A 19503-nucleotide genomic window follows, 5' to 3' on the forward strand; every position below is an offset into this window, starting at 1 on the left:
CTATCAAATATTAATTTAGATATACCAATACTATTAGTTGGCTTTGATGTCAAAGTTCACACTTACAGAGTTGTAAATAAATTTGTCTTTGGTTTTGTCTACAGCTGTGGCTTCATCACCATATGCTAAACCCCATTCCGTTCTATCGATGTTAAATCCGGCTTGAGCGGAAACACTTCCATCTGTCATAGAAACTGATGCAGGGAATTTAATATTTTTGGTTGTTCCTCTCATGGTTAGGTTTCCACTGATCCAATGAGTAGGTGAAGCAGGTGCCAGTTCAGACTCGCCTTTAGGCGTATTCTCTGTTTCAAACTGTTCTTGATCTTCGATGGCATCACCAGAACTATAAGGAGAAACTTCTGTGATTACAAATGTAGCTTGAGGATGATTGGCCGCATCAAAAAAGTCATCAGATTGTAAATGATTCCACAACTTGCCATGGTTTTCACTTCCTTCCTCTAAATCATGGATCTCTAATTTAGTAATGTCGAAAGTGAACTCTCCGGAAGTTATGGCATCTCCTTCTACCGAAATTTCGCCATCTGTGACAGGGATAATTCCATGGTGCTGACCAGTAGGCTTATACCCCCTCCAATTTACTGTACTTGAATTGGTGTCCAATTGTAATGTTTCACCACTAGACTGAGCCTCTTCCTGAGCTTCCGAAGTTTCAACTGTTTTGTTGTTTTGTCCACAAGAAAAGGTCAATAATGCTGCTGCCAGTAAAAAACCTGATAATTTAATTGTTTTCATAGTTATAGTTTGATTTAATAAGTTGTGATTGGTTCTAAAATTAAATGTATATACACTTAAACTAATTGTAGATAAAAAGGTTCAATAAATTTTAATTAATTTAACCAAGATTAGAGCTTTATCCAAATTAAGCTTTGCATATCCTTCTTCTTTATAAAAAAATCCTGTAATTCATGGATTATCAGTTAATTTCGTGATAAAAAAATCTAAATCCAGTGCAGGACTTTGCGGATATTTTTGCTACGATTCTCATTAATTATTTAGATTTATATGTGTCTATGGTGATTTTAACCTGGCAATTTCATAATCAAAATAAATAAATTAATGCTTTGATTAAGAAATAAGGTGTTAAAATTGTGAGTGAAAATAGAGTGTCAAACAAGTTTTATATGGGACATTCTTACACTAGTTAAATCGATTGTAATGTTTTGAATAGGGGATGGTTCGCTAAACCTTTTAAAACCTAAATATTATTTAGATAGCATGGCATTGATCAAAAAAGTAAATGACAAATCGCCCCAATGGGGCAAAGAATGTTGGTTAGCAGACAATGCTACCCTTACCGGAGATGTGATAATGGGAGATCACTGCACCGTTTGGTTCAATGCAGTGATCAGAGGAGACGTACATTATATAAAGATTGGCAATCATACCAATATTCAAGACGGGGCAGTAATTCACTGTTCTTACCAAAAATCTCCCGTAAATATAGGCTCTGAAGTATCCATTGCTCACAATGCCATAGTTCATGGCTGTACCATCAAGGATAGAGTAATGATAGGAATGGGGGCTATTGTTATGGATGATGCTGTGGTCAATGAAGGAGCGGTTATTGCTGCAGGAGCTGTTGTATTGGCAGGGACGATTGTAGAAGGCGACAGCATATATGCAGGAATTCCGGCAAAGCGGGTGAAAGATACCGGAAAAGAAATGAAGGAGGCCATTGCAAGAATTGCCTCCAACTATCCTAAATATGCCAGCTGGTACAAAGACGAATGATCTAGACCGTTTCATCCGGTCGGAATCGCATGGATTCCGGGTACGGGAAGGCATGAATCAGTTCTCCTTTTCTAAGTTTGTTTTGAATACCACTCCAGTATTCAGGGTCAAACAATTGCGGGTTGTTTTCAATAAAGTAGGCCTTTACGTCTTGTCTGCCAATCATGAAGCGTTTAAAATCTTCCGGGAACACATCATTTTCATTGACTTCATACCAAGGCCTTGAGGCATAAATCTGATCATAAGTTTGGGGTTTGGGCTTGGCCCGGAAATTCATGGTATGCAGAAATTCTATTTCATCATAATCATAAAAGATCACCCTATTTTGCCGCGTTACTCCAAAATTTTTGGTCATCATGTCTCCAGGAAAGATATTTGCCTGGGCCATTTGTAAAATGGCTTTGGCATATTCATCTACAGCATGCTTGGCTTCTTCCAGACTGCAGGTTTCCAGGTAGAGGTTCAAAGGTCGCAAGCGACGTTCGATGTACAAGTGCTTTATTACAAGTGTTTCTCCCTCAATGGACAAAAGAGAATTTACATAGGTTTTCAATTCTTTCATCAACAAGGGGTCAATCCTGTTCAGTGGAAGTCTAAAATTTTCAAACTCATGAGTGTCTGCCATTCTACCTACCCTGTCGTGAAGCCCCACCAGTTTGTATTTTTCTTTTACCTGCTGTCTGGTCATGTTTTTAGGAGGTTCAAAATGGTCTTTAATTAACTTAAATACAATATTTGACGAAGGAAGGGTAAAGACAGTCATGACCATGCCCTTGATGCCTTCAGCTAAAATAAAGTTGTCCTCACTCTGCTTTAGGTGGTTTGTGAAATCCTTATAGAAGGCTGTTTTGCCATGCTTATTGAATCCTATGGCATTGTAAAGCTCATAAGGTCGTTTATGTTGGATAACTGATTGGAGAAAATTGACAGTTTGTGACGGGATAGCTATTGGAGCCATAAAATAGGACCTGGTATAACTGAATATTCCACTCATTATGTTAGGGTCGAAAATAAGTGTATCGACAAATATACCTTTTTCATTGTGTAAGAGGGGGATTATAAATGGCATCCATTTATTACCAAGATAAGTTCTACCTATTAAATAGGCTGCCTTATTGCGATAGAAAACATCCCTTAATACCTGCGTGGTGGTTTCCTTTGTTGCTTTATACCTGGTTAGAATTACTTGTTTAACACTTTCTACTAAATATTTTATATCTTTTTCCTTTTGATAATAAGGAACACCAAAATCAAAATCTTCCAAAATTTTTGTAAATGCATCATGCAGTTCCACTTGAGCCGGATAGTTTCGAAATAAAGATTCGTCTACATTACCTCTATCATCGCTACCTGATAAATCATAAAACATCAATGCCTCATCAATCACCATTCCCGGGAATACCTTCCTGAAAACCGAATTAAAAAATGTGCCGGCCAGCTCCCGATCATCATAAGAAGCAATGGCATGTAAGTAACTTTTCCGGATTTCAGCCCAGACTGCTTTGCTGTCAACCTCTTCTTGTAGCAAAGCCTTACAAGCCTCTACAATACTTTTTAGGTGGTCTTTATATAAACGTAGCCTTTCTTTGTGGTTGGCATGTAGCTGTTGCCAATCTTTATTTTTAAAGTTTTTAGGAATTCTTTGGGTAATTTGTCTAAAATTAAGAATGTAGGCATCATATCCATCTAAAACTGTTGCAACTATTTTTTTAATAAGCTTTTTATTCATAATGGCTATGCCTTTTGGTCTGGAAGTAGATTAGAAGTGGATATTAGAATATTATTTTTTTATTGCAAAATTATTAACCTTTGGATTTGCAGATATATTCCTTAATTTCGTTCGAGTTTATTCTATTATAGATTAAACACAATAGGTTTAATAGGTTTGATAAGTGAAAAAGGCCTGAATAATATTCAGGCCTTTTTTCAATTTAAAAAACACCGAATATGGATTTGAATCATTTGATAAACAATTTGGTAAAAGTTTTGGAGGGGCCTTTGCCCGGAAGGCCGGCTCAGGAGCGAATGGCTCCGATACCTCTTGAATTGGATCGATTTGATAAACAGCAAATGGTTAATGCCAGAAAAGGTGCCGTATTGATGTTGATATGCCCTACTCCAGACCAAAAAAGTATATTTGTCCCATTTATCAAAAGGGCTACTTACGAAGGGGTTCACAGTGGGCAGATTGCTTTGCCCGGAGGGAAGAAGGAGCTTACAGATCAAGATTTAGGAGTAACAGCTTTGAGGGAAACAGAGGAAGAGATTGGGGTACCAAGTGACAGCATTGAAATCATTGGTTCTTTAACTGATCTTTACATACCTCCAAGTAATTTTTCGGTGAAACCATTTATTGGCTATTCTTTAAAATCTCCGTCATTTTCAATTGACAAAAGAGAAGTCGATCGGCTTATCCTATGCAATTTTAACGAATTGACGGATGAGGCCATAGTAAAGAAAAAGGGAATGGATTTAGCCGGAGGTCACAGGATTGAGGCGCCTTATTACGAAATTAATCAAGAAGTGGTCTGGGGAGCTACAGCCATGATATTAAGTGAGTTTTTAACACTTTGGAAAGAAATCAAATAAATGTGGAAAGTGCGCTGATAACAAATGATGCAGTAGTTTTTGGTCTCCTAATGGGAGTACTTGGATTAATTTTTTATACTTCGGCAAGTGCCCACCCTATTTTTAAGGCCATATACCGGGTAGTGCCGGTGGTATTATTGTGTTATTTTTTACCGGCTTTGTTCAATACTACAGGCCTAATTTCCGGAAAAGATTCTCAATTGTATTTTGTAGCGTCCAGGTACTTACTGCCTACCTCACTGGTGTTGTTAACCTTAAGTATAGATCTCAAAAGCATCGCAAGATTAGGACCCAAAGCGCTTATCATGTTTTTGACAGGAACATTTGGTATTGTGATAGGGGGACCGGTTTCCTTATTTTTAGTGGCTCAATTTTTTCCTGAAGTACTGGGAGGAATAGGTGCTGATGAAACATGGAGAGGTCTTGCAACAATTGCGGGTAGCTGGATTGGAGGCAGTGCCAACCAAACGGCTATGTTGGAGCTATTTGGAGCCAGCCCTTCCCTTTTCAGTCAGATGATTGCAGTAGATGTTATTGTTGCAAACCTATGGATGGCTTTTTTATTGTATTGGGCAGGTAACCCAGGCTTCTTTGATAAAATTTTAAAGGCCGATACCTCGGCCATTACGGCTCTGAAGAAGAAAGTAGAGATCCAACAAAAGAATAACGTAAAAATCCCTGGCTTATCAGATACCATGAGCATTTTGGGACTTGGCTTTTTTATTACCAGTTGTTCTCATTTCTTTGGGACCTATTTGGGAGATTTTATTGGTGTGAATTATCCTGAGCTAAAACCTTATTCCTTGGATTCCCAGTTCTTTTGGTTGGTGATTTTAGCCACTACCGGAGGTTTGATTTTGTCTTTTACCCGATGGAGAAAATTAGAAAATGTAGGGGCATCCAGAATGGGTAGTGTCTTGCTTTATATTCTGGTGGCTACCATAGGTATGCAAATGGACCTTGCTGCAGTTTTAGATAACCCAGTTTATTTTTTAGTAGGGATTATTTGGATGGGTTTTCATATATTATTTATGCTTATTGTAGCCTTTATAATTAAGGCACCGTTTTTTTATGTAGCCATCGGTTCTCAGGCCAATGTAGGAGGAGCGGCATCTGCTCCGATAGTTGCTTCTGCTTTTCATCCTGCACTGGCCCCGGTAGGCGTTTTATTGGCTGTGTTAGGTTATGGTGTTGGTACCTATGGTGCTTATATATGTGGCATTTTGTTGCAATTGGCTTTTGGAGGATAACTATGAAACCCAGGAAAAAGTATATTTTTATTTGTAATGGTAAAGATTGTAAAAAAAATGATAACAAATCATTTTCCTCATTACTCAAACAAGCCATGAATAGGGCTCCTTTGAAAGGGAATTTTAAATTGGTAAAAACCAAGTGTATGGATTGTTGTAAATCCGGACCTATAGCTGTATATAATAATCAGTTGGTTAAAAAAGGGGATACTGATCAAATAGTCCAATTCCTTATGAAAGACCTTTTATGAAAAGTACCATAATCAATTGAATTTTTATTGTATAAACGTTTAAATAATTGGCTGACTAATATTTACGGAGTATCTTTACGGTGTTTTAATAATTTTTGCTTATTAAGTTCTAGTAATCATTTGATACTTAGTTTTTTTGATAGAAATAGTTAGAGATTTGAATATTGTTAGTAACTTATAGGTTTAAACCTATGAAATCCAATACTTAGTGTTTTCAGTTTTTAATTTAGCATTGTGACAGGTTAATACCTGATTTTAATCATGGAAAAAGAGTTTTATAAAAATCTCTTTCAAGGCAATGAAAAAAGTCTTGATTTATTTTTGGTATTTGATGACAGCCAAGTGATATTTTCAAGCGGTAATTGGCTAAGTCAATTAGCGGAGGAAGGATTATGGGAAAATTATTTGTCTAATTTTGAAGGCTTGGTTACCGATGTACGTTCATTTTTTGAAGATCCATCTCAAGCTCAATTCCGTAGTTATGCTCATATAGACCAGAAGCTGGGACTTCAAATCAGGGTAGAAGGAAAGACAATTGATGGTAAAGGTAAAATTTGTGTGGCCAATGGAAAATTTCTAGAAGGAGCGTTGAATCACTCAAAAGAACTTTTGTTAGATAATGAGCAAACGATCTCATTGGGACAAGAAGATGCTACAGAGTTTTTAAAAGGAAAGCTGGAATTTGATCAGCAGGTCAATGAAATATCCACTGCATTTCTAAATGCTACAGAGGAAGAATGGGACAAGGTATTTCTTAAATCCCTGGCCATGGTAGTCCGATTTCAAGGAGCAGACGTAGGAAATTTTTTTTACGTCAATCATGAGTTAGAACAACTTGAATGTTTTTTTGAATACAAGACAAATCCTGATGCAGGGATACTTAAAATAAACCAAACCATATCCCTTGAAGGACAACAGGCTTTTATAAACAATTTAAAAAACTCAGGATTTATTGCTGTAGGCGATTTGAATAAATCTGAATACAAAGAAACCTTCGAGGCATTAATTGCAGAGAAATTTGGTTTCACAGCCTATATCATTGTCCCTATTTTTGCGGATAACAACCTTTTAGGCTTATTTACATTAAGTTCTGCCCAGGTCCAACCCAACTGGACACCTAAGCATAAGAATAGGTTTGGCATCAGGCAATTGGCTGATGTATTTGGGGCTGCAGTGATCCATCGTTCAACCAAATCCAAGCTGTTTCGAAATGAGAAATTACTTAGCTCTACTGAGGTTTTGGCCAAGTCTGGGTCTTGGAGATTGCAGAATACTGGCAGGAAGATTTTTCTTTCCAAAGGTATCAACAGAATCTTTGATTTGGATCCGTCTTTAGATGTATTAGAAGTAGGCGAATTCCTGTCACTTATCTCTTCTCCGGATAGGGAAGGTGTCAAGGCCAAAGTTCAGGAAGCGCTGGCTCACCGAAAATCTGTTTCCGGTGAATTTGTGTTCACCAACCCTAATGGGAAGGAAAAACACATTTCATACCTTATTCAGATCAATCAACTCACCACTAAAAGTAATTTAGAGGTTTTTGGTTATTGTAACGACATTACTGAGAAAAAAACTGTTGAGCGACGATTGTTGTTCGAATCCCAAATTCTGGCCCAAGTAAATGAACCAATTTATGTGACAGACCTCAGCCTGAAGGTGGTTTATATGAATGAGGTGGCGATTTTCGAAGGAGAACCTTTTCAAAACGGTCAAGGTGGAAAGATCAGCGACTTTTTTAAAATCACCAATGATCAAGCCATTTCTTTTCAACAATTAATTGAAAAAGCTTCTGATTCGGGGACCTGTGTAGAAGAACTTCAGATACTTGATAATTCAGGGCATGTTCAACCCTATGAGGTTTCTGTCAAACCCATTCAAAATGCAGAGACAGAAAAAATCGGTTACTCTTTTTTGGTGAGGAACCTTACCACCAAAATACAGCGGGAAGAAATGGCAAAAAAGGCCAAGCTGATTATTGAGAATAGTCCTGCCGTTTTGTTTGAAGTTGAGCCGAATGAAGGCTTCAAAATCTCCTATATTACAGAAAACATTAATCAGTTTGGATACCTTTCAGAAAACCTGGTGGAGGAAGCCCGAAGTTTAAAAGACTTTATTCACCCAGATGATCGTTGCACTTTTGAAAAAGAACTCCTACAGGGAGAAAAGAAGCAATACAGTAGGGAGTATAGGTTTTTAACTGCTGAGGGTAATTATAAATGGGTGGAGGATAAAATTCGTCCCAAATTTGACAACGATGGAAATGTGGTGCTTTTTGAAGGCTTGTTTCATGATGTTACCGATAGAAAAAACGACAGGCTTGAAATTGAAAAAATTCAAGACAGGTACCGGGTGCTTGCGTCCAATATTCCTTATACCAATGTATTTTTAATTGATAAAAATTTAAGGTACTTGGTGGCCGAAGGTCTAAATTTCGACAACTGGGGTTTTGGTAAATCTTATTTTGAAGGAAGGAAAATTTCAGATGTACATACCGTGACGCGCAAAGTGGTAGAGCCACTTGTTACCAATGCGGTGAACAAGAAAAAAACCCTTTCTGATACCCTAAACTACCTTGGGAGAATCTATGAGTTAACGGCCAAACCCATCTTTAAAAATGACCAATTGGAATATATTTTAGGGATTGTAAGGGATATATCAGAAGAGTATGTAGCCAAAAAAGAGCTGAAAAAGAGCGAAATAAAGTACAGAAGCCTGGTAGAAGAGTCTACTGAAATCATATTTTCCATCACTGCACAATTAGAACTTAGTTATGTCTCCCCAAATATCAAGCAGTTTTTAGGCTACGAGACCTATGAATTTACAAGCGGTGACTTTACAGATTACCTTCATCCTGAGGATGCCCAAGTATTGCAGGAGGGGAATGCAAGTTCTATTAATTATTTCGAGGAACACCCTATATTCGAGTTTAGATTAAGGCATAGGCAAGGGCATTACCGGATTTTTAGCTCCAGCGGTAAGGTTATCAGAGATGAGAAGAATGAAATCAGGTATTACACAGGGATCGCCAGAGACATTACAAAATTAAAAGAAACCCAGAATGAGCTATACAAGGCCAAAGAAAAAGCTGAGGCTGCTTTGAATGCAAAGAGTCAATTTTTATCCGTAATGAGCCACGAAATAAGGACACCAATGAATGCGGTGATCGGGCTTTCACATCTTTTGATTGAAGACAAACCTCGAGAGGATCAATTGGAAAATTTGAGAACTTTACAATTTTCTGCAGAAAATCTCCTGGGGTTAATTAATGATATTCTAGACTTTAATAAAATAGATTCCGGAAAACTGATTTTAGAGCGAGTACCTTTTGAGCCCAAGAATTTAATCAATAGGATTATTCATTCTTACAGTTACCAAACCCGAGACAAGGCTTTGGAAATTATTTATGAGCCTGACTTTTCTATTCCCAACACCCTTATTGGGGATCCCGTGCGAATTGCTCAGATTTTGAATAACCTGATTAGTAATGCGATTAAGTTTACAGACAAGGGATTTATTAAAATAATATTAGAACTGGTAGAAAAGGAAGAAGATCATGTAAACTTACGGTTTACAGTAAAAGATTCGGGAATAGGGGTTGCCCCAAGTAAGGTAGATAGTATTTTTGATGCTTTTACCCAGGCAAGTTCAGATACCACCAGGAAATATGGAGGTACGGGTTTAGGTCTGGCTATAGTGAAAAAGCTTACCAAATTATTTGGTACAGACATTCATCTGGAGTCCAAGTTGGGTGAAGGGTCCACTTTTTGGTTTGAAATAAGGTTTCAAGTGCAGGAAGAGTCCATGCGCAAGTCCAAAACAAAGGAAGTGGTAAAAGACGATCACCTTGGAGACAAAAGAATACTGGTGGCTGAAGACAACCTTGTAAACCAAGTTTTATTAAGAAAATACCTATCCAAATGGGGTGTGGGAGAAATAAAATTTGCTGATAATGGAAAGATAGCCTTGGATTGCTTTATCAAAAACGATTTCGATTTGGTACTACTCGATCTGCAAATGCCCGAAATGGATGGTTTTGAAGTGGCAAAAATTATTCGTAAACTTGATCTGGTTGAGAAAAGAAATGTTCCCATTATAGCCCTCACAGCCGCCTCTTTACTGGAAGTGAAGGATGAGCTTGAAGCTTCAGGTATGGACGATTACGTTTCCAAACCATTTACTCCTGAGAATTTATACGGCAAAATAATTAATTATCTCTGATATCATATAGATTTTTATGGTTAAACGGTAACAAGATTCCCCAGCTAAAATTATATCTTTGCATCTTTAATTAGACCTATGAGATGGATTTTATACATACCCCTTTGGTTGGGGATAGCCTTTAATCTACATGCCCAAGGCGATGTTTCTGAACGGTCTACCATTTATGTATTGGCCGGTACCTCGGGAGCAAATATCAGAGAATTCAACGAGATGCTTGCTGACAAAGGCATTTCAAACCTGAGAGGAGGATATACCACCCTGGGAGTAGGTTATCAATACAGATTGTCTGATTTTATATTGGGGTTTGAACTCTATCAAAATACCGGTGCAAATTCCTATTACAGAGATTATGTTATAGACAATAGGAGTACCCGGTTTTACATGAACGTTGGCTATGCGCTTACCCAGGAAAGTAACTTCCATCTTATCCATTATATGTCTTTAGGTGCAGGGTATGTAAATTTTGAAATGCTAAAAGATCAGAGAAATGTTGAAGATTTTAGCGCATTTTTACAGCAACCTGCACAGGGTTTTATTTTGAGGGAACGTAACATCCAAAAGGGTACGCAAAATTTTGGCGGCTTTTTAACTGAAATAGGTTTCCAGTTTGGATATGATTTTAGCCTTCCCGGGCTTGAAGAAACGGTTGGGATTTTGGGAAAGTTTGGCTATTCCTTTAGCCCTTTTGAAGGGGCTTGGGGAATGAACAACGTCACATTCGATAACCTACAAAGCGGAGCCTTTTTTCGGTTGGGCGCAGGTTTGTCAATGCCTGACAAAAACCTGTTTTTTCCTGATGCAGGAATTGGTGCCCATTTTTTTTATGGCTATAACTTTACAAAGCCCGACATGCTAAATGATTACTTGGCCAACAATGGCTTGATGCCTTTTAAAGACCAGCCAAATAATTTTGGCATGAAGATCATTGGAGGAAATCGAAGATGGTTGTATTCATTTGATGTTTTCAATATAGCCAATTCCGGAAGAGCCAGTGAAAATCAAGACCACACCTTAAACAGTGTGAGGTTATACGGTAACTATGGCTATCAGCTTTATAAAATGAGAAACCTTGAGCTTGGGGTGTTGGCAGGCTTGGGATATGGCAATGTACGATATACTCTTTCTAAGGATAACAAGCCGGATTTTCCTGCTTTATTTGAAGAACCGGATTACGATGGCTACTTGAAAAGCAGTGGCTTAATGGCAAAAACCGAGGTGATGGTGGCTTACGCCATCCCGGTCTTTAAAAAGATGTTTAGGGTGGTTTCCTCGGCCCATGCAGGATACGAACAGCCATTGAATAAGTACAAATTTGGGGATTTGAATATGAGCAGTTATATGGCCGGACCCTATTTTCAAATTGGTCTTGGAATTAGGCCCTAAAGGTTCCATCCTCCTGCTTGAGATTTTAAGTTTGATGGGAGGGAAGTACATTATATTTGAGCAGTTTATATTAAAGAATAGTAGGAGTACATCCAAAATTTATTTGTTTCAAAAAGTCATGAGGCAAATTTGATTTCAGAAATTATAGTTATTGATTTCTCCTATTTGTTCAATTTATCTGGTTGGATGCATTTGTTAAACCCTATATCTCTATAGGTTATTAAAGATTTTCACAAAAAAAAGAACTTATTTACTGAATTCATGTTACTTTTGAATCGCTTATCGAGAAAGACTGAGGGTAGGGCCCTATGATGTCTTAGCAACCTGAGTTGACAAGGTGCTAATTCCCGTTCCGGAAATGCCGGATAAAGATGAGCCGCAAAAGTTAGAAATATGCTCTAGTTTTACATCGGTTCATGCTCGTATAAGCTTTTTTATTTTAATATACGATTCACATGGCAAACAGAACCAACTTATTACTTCAACAATTACAAAAGCGCATTTTGATATTGGATGGTGCTATGGGTACCATGATTCAAAGGTATGGGCTTAAGGAGGAGGATTTTAGAAATCAAGAGCTTGCCACTGTCAAAAAATCATTAAAAGGTAACAATGACTTGCTATCTTTGACACGGCCGGACATCATCAAAGCTATACATAAGGCCTATTTTGAAGCGGGTGCAGACATTGTTGAAACCAATACTTTTAGCAGTACCACCATTGCCCAAGAAGACTATGGACTTGCTGAACTGGCTTATCAACTCAATTTTGAGTCTGCCAAGATCGCCCGAGAGGTGGCAGACGAATTCTCTGCCAACGAACCCGACAAACCAAGATTTGTCGCTGGAGCGATTGGGCCAACCAACAGAACTGCCTCCCTTTCTCCGGATGTAAATGACCCGGGATTTCGAGCTGTAAGCTTTGACCAATTGGTAAGTGCATACGCTGAGCAGGTAGAAGGCCTATTGGATGGAGGTGTAGACACTTTATTGGTAGAAACAGTATTTGATACCTTAAACGCTAAAGCAGCTATCTTTGCCATTCAGGAAGTTTATGAAAAGCGAGGATTACCTTTGGAACCTTCCGAAGGAGGCATTCCCATAATGGTCTCGGGAACCATCACTGATGCTTCGGGAAGAACCCTCTCAGGACAAACCACCGAGGCATTCTTAATATCTATCGCTCATGTTCCTTTACTAAGTGTAGGCTTAAATTGTGCTTTGGGCGCAGCAGAGCTTAGACCCTATCTAAAGGTCTTGTCAGACAAATCACCTTTCCATGTAAGTGTTTACCCCAATGCAGGTCTTCCCAATGAGTTTGGAGAATACGATCAGGGTCCGGAAGAAATGGATAAAGAAGTAAACCTGTTTTTAAAAGAAGGCTGGGTCAATATAGTAGGCGGTTGTTGCGGAACAACCCCGGAACATATTGCTGCTTTGGCAGCTTCTGCGAGTAAATACCCACCCAGAAATCAGCACGTTTTAACGGAAGAAGATTAATTTAATGAGTAAACCTACTAAAATATCCACCTTGCAATTATCAGGGTTAGAGCCACTGATTTTTAATGAATCCTTAAATTTTGTGAATATTGGTGAGCGTACCAATGTCACAGGCTCTAAGAAGTTTGCAAGATTAGTATTGAATGACAACTATGATGAAGCCCTGGAAGTAGCTTTGGACCAAGTGCGAGGAGGGGCACAAATTCTGGATGTCTGCATGGATGAGGCCATGCTTGATGGAGAAGCAGCCATGGTTAAATTCCTGAATCTGGTGGCATCCGAACCCGAAATAAGCAGGATACCCGTGATGGTCGACAGTTCCAAATGGAAAATTATTTTGGCTGGACTTAAATGTATTCAAGGCAAAGGAATTGTCAACTCCATCAGTCTGAAAAATGGGGAGGAAGAATTTTTGTTTCAAGCCAAAACCATTAAAAAGTTTGGTGCGGCTGTGGTAGTCATGGCCTTTGATGAAAAAGGGCAAGCAGACACCTACCAAAGACGTATCGATATTTGTAAAAGATCCTACGACTTGCTCACGGATAAAATAAACTTTAATCCACAAGACATTATTTTCGACCCAAATATATTTCCGGTGGCCACCGGAATGGACGAACATAAAAACAATGCAGTGGACTTTTTCAAAGCCACCAAATGGATCAAAGAAAACCTTCCCGGAGCAAAAGTTAGTGGAGGGGTTAGTAATGTCTCTTTCTCTTTTAGGGGCAATAATCCGGTAAGAGAAGCCATGCATGCAGTATTCTTGTATCATGCCATACAGCATGGCATGGATATGGGTATCGTCAATCCTTCCATGTTGGAGATATATGACGACATCCCCAAAGACCTGCTAGAAAGAGTGGAGGATGTAATGTGGAACAAACGTGAAGATGCAACGGAGCGATTACTGGATTTTGCAGACTCCGTAAAATCCCAGGGAAAGAAAGGCAAAGCAGATGAAGCCTGGAGAAGCCTGCCCGTAGAGAAGAGAATTCAACATGCCCTGGTCAAAGGAGTATTGGATTATATCATCGAGGATACAGAGGAGGCGAGACTGCAATTAATAGATGCCTTGAAGGTAATTGAGGGCCCACTGATGGATGGGATGAATGTTGTTGGAGATCTTTTTGGGGAAGGAAAAATGTTTTTGCCTCAGGTAGTGAAAAGTGCCCGGGTAATGAAAAAAGCGGTGGCCTACCTCGAGCCCTTTATGCCCCTACCGGGCACCAACGAGACTACAGGAGAGCAAGAAGACAATGTGAAGCGAATTTTACTGGCAACGGTAAAAGGAGATGTGCATGACATTGGTAAAAACATAGTAGGAGTGGTATTGGCCTGTAATTCTTACAAGATCATAGACTTGGGGGTGATGGTTGAAACGGAACGAATTATTCAGGAAGCTTTGGACAATGATGCCCATATAATCGGCCTGAGTGGCTTGATTACCCCTTCCTTGGATGAAATGGTCAACGTGGCATCAGAAATGGAAAGAAGAGGTTTGGATATTCCATTGCTGATAGGTGGAGCAACTACTTCCAGGATTCACACTGCCGTGAAGATCGATCCGGTTTACAGTGGCATCGTTGTCCATGTGGCAGATGCTTCCAAGTCAGTTCCTGTGGCAGGGGAGGCCATCAGCAAAGAAACCAAAGACGCCTATAAACAGGAAATCAAAGCCACCTACCAAAAGTTAAGGGAAGTTCATGCAGCCAAGCAGGAGGTGAAGCAGATGGCTACCTATAATGAAGCCAAAGCCAATCCGGTGGCCATAGAGTGGGGCAATTATACTCCGGTAAAACCAAAAAAACTGGGGGTGACGGTGCTGAAGAATATGGACCTTTCCATTATTAGAAATTATATTGACTGGACACCCTTTTTCAGTACCTGGATGCTTTCAGGTAGGTTTCCAAAGATTTTGAAAGACCCGGTAGTCGGGGCAGAGGCACTCAAATTATACAATGATGCCAACAAGATGTTAGACCGCATTGTGAACGAAGGCTGGTTGACAGCCAATGCAGTTTTTGGTTTGTTTCCGGTACAAAGATCTGGTGATGATTTGGTGGTTGATCCTGCTTATACTGAGGGAAAACCGTATTCTTTCCACTTTCTAAGGCAACAGGGTAAAAAAGGTAGGGGGATTCCCAACCGTTCTTTGGCCGATTATATTCACCCGGACAGTACCGATTATATGGGTGGATTTGCAGTGACTGCGGGCCTAAATATAGAAGGAAAGCTCAAGGAGTTTCAAGAACAGGGGGATGATTACAATGACATCATGTTAAAAGCCATGGCCGACCGCTTGGCAGAAGCAGCTGCGGAATACCTTCACCTGTTGGTGAGAAAAGAATATTGGGGTTATGCACCGGATGAGTCCTTAGAAAATGAAGAGTTAATCAAGGAAAATTATACAGGGATCCGACCTGCACCGGGGTACCCTGCATGTCCGGAACATTCAGAAAAAAGAACCCTCTTTGATTTATTGGAAGTGGAAAAAAATGCTGAGATGAAACTTACCGACAGCTTTGCCATGTACCCAACTTCTTCAGTGAGTGGTTATTACTTCGGTCATCCAGAAAGCAGGTATTTTGGTCTGGGGAAAATTAGTAAAGACCAGGTAGCAGATTATGCCCGAAGAAAAGGTGTGTCTACCGCTCAGGCTGAAAAATGGCTTTCACCTAATTTGGCCTATACGCCCAAATTGACTTCGGAACCTCGATAGGAAGACATACAAACCATTGGGCCAGGTAGGCCCATGAGTACAGGTAATATTATTGGCAATAAATTTAAGCTTTTTAAGTACCAACCTTAAAGAGCATTTAATACAAAATCATGAAAGTCACCGAATACTTAAAAAACGCAGATAAAACACTTTTTTCATTTGAGATTCTTCCTCCATTAAAAGGACAGAGTTTAACCAACCTGCTCGATGGTATAACCCCCCTTATGGAGTTTAACCCACCTTTTATAGATGTGACCTATCACAGGGAGGAATACATGTATAAGAAACATGCCAATGGACTGTTAGAAAAAATAAGTACCAGAAAAAGGCCCGGAACGGTGGGGATCTGCGCTGCCATTATGAACAAGTTTAAAGTGGATGCAGTACCGCATTTATTGTGTGGAGGATTTACTAAAGAAGAAACAGAAAATGCACTGATTGATTTGTATTTTATTGGAGTAGAAAATGTATTGGCTTTGCGCGGTGATGCGCCCAAATTGGAGTCACATTTTGTTCCTGAAAAAGATGGACATCACTATGCCTCTCAACTAGTAGAGCAAATCATAGGAATGAATCAGGGGAAATACCTGCATGACGAAACCGAAATAGGTTTTCAAACGGACTTTTGTGTAGGGGTAGCAGGCTACCCCGAAAAGCATTTTGAAGCACCAAGCCTCAATTTTGATTTGAAAAAATTACAAGCTAAGATTGATGCAGGAGCTGATTATATCGTTACCCAAATGTTTTTCGACAATCAGAAATACTTTGATTTTGTAGAAAAGGTAAGGGCAGCAGGAATTGATGCGCCCATTATACCCGGCTTAAAACCCATAACCACTTTGTCTCAAATCGTAAACTTGCCCAAAACCTTCTTTTTGGACTTGCCGGACGATTTATTGACCGCCTTGGAAAAATGTAAAAGTAATGCAGACGTGAAAGCGGTAGGGATAGAATGGGCCATTCAGCAAAGCAAAGAATTGATTAAATATGGAGTGCCTACCCTCCATTATTATACCATGAGCAAGGCGGACACCACTTATAAAGTAGCCAAAGAGGTCTTTTAGTTTACCTAACCTCAACCTTTGATAGCGGCATGCTTTTGGTTTAAATGGAGCACTTTTATTGACTTAAATGTGTTTTATTTCTAGTGCTCCATTCAAAAAATAAAATAGACCTATACCATTAAAACCGAAATAGTGGACAATAAAGAGATTAGCAAACAGTTTTCCTTAGACGGTAAGATAAGTTTTGAAGATCCCAATGGCTTGAGTTTTGAATGGATCAAAGTGGAGCAATGGACACCAGAAATGGAAGGATGTTTTTTGATCCATGAAATTTATCAATTGAAATCTTTGGTAGGTAACTTTTCAGAGATCGCCTTGGACATTGTAGAATATGCCGCTGATGAAACTATTTTCCTTAGCCCACAGCCGTCCTGGAATATAAATAAGGGTAAATCCGGAGGATTAATTAAATTTGCATTGGTAGGCGTTCCCTACTGGAAGCTAATACTTCAGCAAATTGGAGAAATTGTTTTCTTACAATGGAAAGCGGAAGTAGGACCTTCAACGATTAAAGGGACCCAGGCTTTTCCCTTTACACGGAAATCTAAGCTTATGGGGCTATATGAAGATGGTCGTGTGAAAATAATAAATGGATGAATCTGTCAAATTCTATAGATAATATTAAAACCTTTGAGGAGGTCGGCCGGGTAGCGGATAGTTTGGGAATGGAAACCTACGTAGTAGGAGGCTTTGTCAGGGACCTTCTATTGAAAAGGCCATGCAAGGATTTGGATTTTGTGTGCATTGGGGATGGAATCAAGCTGGCTAAAGGAGTAGCTGCCGCCTTAGAAAACAAACCTCAGGTTTCAGTCTTCAAAAATTTTGGTACTGCCATGATAAAAGTGGATGACTGGGAACTGGAATTTGTAGGGGCTAGAAAAGAATCTTACCAAACCCATTCCAGGAAACCAAAAGTAGAGGCCGGTACGCTGGAAGAAGACCAGGAACGAAGAGATTTCACCATCAACACTTTGGGCATAGGTTTAAATGCCAATAATTTTGGGGAATTATTAGACCCCTACAATGGCATAAAAGATTTGAAACGCAAAATCATTCGAACGCCTACAGACCCCAATATAACTTTTTCGGATGATCCTTTGCGCATGATGAGGGCCATTAGGTTTGCTGCCCAATTGAAGTTTGATATTGAAGCAAATACCTTTGATGGGATCATCAATAATGCACATCGAATGTCCATCATCTCCGGGGAAAGGACCATCGTGGAGTTGAACAAAATCATTATGACGGATAAGCCCTCCTACGGGTTTAAGTTGTTGTTTGTAAGTGGCTTATTGAAAGAGTTTTTTCCGGAGATGGTAGCCCTTCAAGGGGTGGATTCTGTAGGTGACAAGTCCCACAAGGATAATTTTTATCATACCCTTCAAGTGCTGGACAATGTTGCGGCAAGATCGAATAGCCTCTGGCTAAGGTGGGCAGCCATTATGCATGACATTGCCAAGCCACCTACCAAAAGATTCAATCAAAAAGTGGGCTGGACCTTTCATGGCCATGAAGACAAAGGTGCCAGAATGGTACCCGGAATCTTTAGAAGATTAAAGCTTCCCATGGACGAAAGGATGAAATATGTGCAAAAATTAGTAAAATTGCACCTAAGGCCCATTGCTTTGGTTAATGATAAGGTGACAGACGCTGCAGTAAGAAGATTGCTTTTCGAAGCGGGAGACGATGTGGATGATTTAATGCAACTTTGTAGAGCTGATGTCACCTCAAAAAACAACAATAAAGTCAAAAGATTTTTGGCTAATTTTGATAGGGTGGAACTTAAGCTTCAAGAGGTAGAAGAAAAAGATCAAGTAAGAAATTTCCAACCTCCTGTGACTGGTGACGAAATCATGGCTATATTTGGATTAAAACCTTCTAGGGTGGTTGGTGATTTGAAAGAAGAAATCAAAGAAGCAATCCTGGAAGGACAAATACAGAACAATAAAAATGAAGCCTTGGAGTTAATGTACAAGTTAGCTGCAAAAAAAGGAATAGTAAACAACACTGATAAATGATGAAAATGAAATTTGCCGTATTGATTTTGTTGCTGTGCATCGGTGCACAAAGTTTTTCCTTTGCTCAGGAAGCTACACCCGCTGCTCCTGAGACCAAAGAAACAAGCGAAAGCAATAAAGCTAAAAATGATGTTGACAACAGGATATATTCACTGGCCATGCGATACAATGATGCATCAGTGGCGAAAATTAAGCTTTATGAGCTGATGGAAAGAAATCCCGGTAACCTTGTTTACGCGGAAACACTGGCTTCCATGTATTTTGAAATGGAACAATATGGTTCAGCAGCCCTTGTGTCTTTGGATCTGTTGGAGAGAAATGACAAAAACCTGACTGCTTTGGAAGTGGCAGCTTTTTCTCTAGAGCAGTTGGGAGCCTTAGAACGTGCCTTGCCACATTTCGAGTCTTTACACCTATTGTCAGGAGATTTATTTAGCTTGTATAAAGCAGGTTATTTGCAGTACACCCTGAAAAAATACGACGAAGCCCTCAATTCAGTAAATATGCTGATCAAGGACAACAAAGCGGCTGAGCAAAAATTGAATTTTCCCAAGGGCGAAAACAATGGAATGCAGGAAGTTAGCATGACAGCCGCAGCAGAAAATTTAAAAGGATTGATTTACAAAGAGCAAGGAAGTAATGCAGATGCCAAAACAGCATTTGAAGCAGCTTTGGCAGTTAATCCGGATTTCGAATTGGCCAAAGAAAATCTGGCAGGTTTGCAATAAATTTATTCGCTTAGGGATGCTTATCCAGT

14 protein-coding genes and 1 riboswitch are annotated in these 19503 nt (G+C 39.4%); of the genes, 12 read left to right on the top strand and 2 right to left on the bottom strand.

Annotated elements, in window-relative coordinates:
- Positions 1 to 33: 33 nt before the first annotated feature.
- Entirely contained in the window at positions 34 to 756 is a 723-nt protein-coding gene (locus tag ACYVHJ_RS00960) for a YceI family protein (RefSeq protein WP_339905050.1), read from the bottom strand.
- Positions 757 to 1239: 483 nt separating this feature from the next.
- Here ACYVHJ_RS00960 and ACYVHJ_RS00965 point away from each other — a divergent pair, with 483 nt between their 5' ends.
- Positions 1240 to 1755, top strand: coding sequence for a gamma carbonic anhydrase family protein (locus ACYVHJ_RS00965; protein WP_339905052.1), 516 nt, complete (start codon positions 1240 to 1242; stop codon positions 1753 to 1755).
- A 1-nt stretch (position 1756) separates the two neighbouring features.
- On the opposite strand, the gene aceK is transcribed toward ACYVHJ_RS00965, so the two are convergent.
- Positions 1757 to 3484: a bifunctional isocitrate dehydrogenase kinase/phosphatase gene (aceK, locus tag ACYVHJ_RS00970; RefSeq protein ID WP_460511734.1), complete on the bottom strand. Its 1728-nt coding sequence runs from the start codon at positions 3482 to 3484 to the stop codon at positions 1757 to 1759.
- 218 nt (positions 3485 to 3702) lie between these two features.
- On the opposite strand from aceK, the gene ACYVHJ_RS00975 reads away from it, so the two are divergent.
- The 11 genes from ACYVHJ_RS00975 to ACYVHJ_RS01025 all read left to right on the top strand — a co-directional run bounded on the left by ACYVHJ_RS00975 (position 3703) and on the right by ACYVHJ_RS01025 (position 19474).
- Entirely contained in the window at positions 3703 to 4344 is a 642-nt protein-coding gene (locus tag ACYVHJ_RS00975) for an NUDIX hydrolase (RefSeq protein ID WP_339903728.1), read from the top strand.
- Between the two features lie 50 nt (positions 4345 to 4394).
- Positions 4395 to 5594, top strand: coding sequence for a DUF819 family protein (locus ACYVHJ_RS00980; protein ID WP_460512233.1), 1200 nt, complete (start codon positions 4395 to 4397; stop codon positions 5592 to 5594).
- A 2-nt stretch (positions 5595 to 5596) separates the two neighbouring features.
- Positions 5597 to 5845: an NAD(P)H-dependent oxidoreductase subunit E gene (locus ACYVHJ_RS00985; protein WP_460511736.1), complete on the top strand. Its 249-nt coding sequence runs from the start codon at positions 5597 to 5599 to the stop codon at positions 5843 to 5845.
- A gap of 261 nt (positions 5846 to 6106) precedes the next feature.
- Positions 6107 to 10060, top strand: a complete 3954-nt coding sequence (locus tag ACYVHJ_RS00990; RefSeq protein ID WP_460511738.1) for a PAS domain S-box protein — start codon at positions 6107 to 6109, stop codon at positions 10058 to 10060.
- A gap of 78 nt (positions 10061 to 10138) precedes the next feature.
- On the top strand, positions 10139 to 11446 hold the full coding sequence (locus ACYVHJ_RS00995; protein ID WP_460511740.1) for a hypothetical protein: 1308 nt from the start codon (positions 10139 to 10141) through the stop codon (positions 11444 to 11446).
- A 276-nt stretch (positions 11447 to 11722) separates the two neighbouring features.
- Positions 11723 to 11824, top strand: a riboswitch (SAM riboswitch).
- Between the two features lie 77 nt (positions 11825 to 11901).
- The gene (locus ACYVHJ_RS01000) at positions 11902 to 12945 is read left to right on the top strand and encodes a homocysteine S-methyltransferase family protein (protein ID WP_460511742.1); all 1044 of its coding nucleotides are present in this window, start codon (positions 11902 to 11904) and stop codon (positions 12943 to 12945) included.
- 4 nt (positions 12946 to 12949) lie between these two features.
- On the top strand, positions 12950 to 15664 hold the full coding sequence (metH, locus tag ACYVHJ_RS01005) for a methionine synthase (RefSeq protein WP_460511744.1): 2715 nt from the start codon (positions 12950 to 12952) through the stop codon (positions 15662 to 15664).
- Between the two features lie 110 nt (positions 15665 to 15774).
- Positions 15775 to 16728 (top strand): methylenetetrahydrofolate reductase [NAD(P)H], encoded by a 954-nt coding sequence (metF, locus tag ACYVHJ_RS01010; RefSeq protein WP_339904128.1) that lies wholly within the window; start codon positions 15775 to 15777, stop codon positions 16726 to 16728.
- A 132-nt stretch (positions 16729 to 16860) separates the two neighbouring features.
- On the top strand, positions 16861 to 17325 hold the full coding sequence (locus ACYVHJ_RS01015) for a hypothetical protein (RefSeq protein WP_460511747.1): 465 nt from the start codon (positions 16861 to 16863) through the stop codon (positions 17323 to 17325).
- Positions 17322 to 18746, top strand: coding sequence for a CCA tRNA nucleotidyltransferase (locus ACYVHJ_RS01020; protein ID WP_460511749.1), 1425 nt, complete (start codon positions 17322 to 17324; stop codon positions 18744 to 18746). Before ACYVHJ_RS01015 ends, ACYVHJ_RS01020 begins: the two co-directional genes overlap by 4 nt.
- The gene (locus tag ACYVHJ_RS01025) at positions 18743 to 19474 is read left to right on the top strand and encodes a tetratricopeptide repeat protein (RefSeq protein ID WP_460511751.1); all 732 of its coding nucleotides are present in this window, start codon (positions 18743 to 18745) and stop codon (positions 19472 to 19474) included. Before ACYVHJ_RS01020 ends, ACYVHJ_RS01025 begins: the two co-directional genes overlap by 4 nt.
- Positions 19475 to 19503: the final 29 nt, after the last annotated feature.

It is taken from the genome of Cyclobacterium sediminis, from assembly GCF_054781075.1.

What these genes read in the sequence shown, in the direction of transcription:
- ACYVHJ_RS00980 (WP_460512233.1), top strand. Translation starts at nt 4,395, where the DNA reads ATGGGAGTACTTGGATTAATTTTTTATACTTCGGCAAGTGCCCACCCT.
- ACYVHJ_RS00985 (WP_460511736.1), top strand. Translation starts at nt 5,597, where the DNA reads ATGAAACCCAGGAAAAAGTATATTTTTATTTGTAATGGTAAAGATTGT.
- ACYVHJ_RS01000 (WP_460511742.1), top strand. Translation starts at nt 11,902, where the DNA reads ATGGCAAACAGAACCAACTTATTACTTCAACAATTACAAAAGCGCATT.
- ACYVHJ_RS00960 (WP_339905050.1), bottom strand. Translation starts at nt 756, where the DNA reads ATGAAAACAATTAAATTATCAGGTTTTTTACTGGCAGCAGCATTATTG.
- ACYVHJ_RS00995 (WP_460511740.1), top strand. Translation starts at nt 10,139, where the DNA reads ATGAGATGGATTTTATACATACCCCTTTGGTTGGGGATAGCCTTTAAT.
- ACYVHJ_RS01020 (WP_460511749.1), top strand. Translation starts at nt 17,322, where the DNA reads ATGAATCTGTCAAATTCTATAGATAATATTAAAACCTTTGAGGAGGTC.
- ACYVHJ_RS00975 (WP_339903728.1), top strand. Translation starts at nt 3,703, where the DNA reads ATGGATTTGAATCATTTGATAAACAATTTGGTAAAAGTTTTGGAGGGG.
- ACYVHJ_RS00990 (WP_460511738.1), top strand. Translation starts at nt 6,107, where the DNA reads ATGGAAAAAGAGTTTTATAAAAATCTCTTTCAAGGCAATGAAAAAAGT.
- ACYVHJ_RS00965 (WP_339905052.1), top strand. Translation starts at nt 1,240, where the DNA reads ATGGCATTGATCAAAAAAGTAAATGACAAATCGCCCCAATGGGGCAAA.
- ACYVHJ_RS01025 (WP_460511751.1), top strand. Translation starts at nt 18,743, where the DNA reads ATGATGAAAATGAAATTTGCCGTATTGATTTTGTTGCTGTGCATCGGT.
- metH (WP_460511744.1), top strand. Translation starts at nt 12,950, where the DNA reads ATGAGTAAACCTACTAAAATATCCACCTTGCAATTATCAGGGTTAGAG.
- aceK (WP_460511734.1), bottom strand. Translation starts at nt 3,484, where the DNA reads ATGAATAAAAAGCTTATTAAAAAAATAGTTGCAACAGTTTTAGATGGA.
- metF (WP_339904128.1), top strand. Translation starts at nt 15,775, where the DNA reads ATGAAAGTCACCGAATACTTAAAAAACGCAGATAAAACACTTTTTTCA.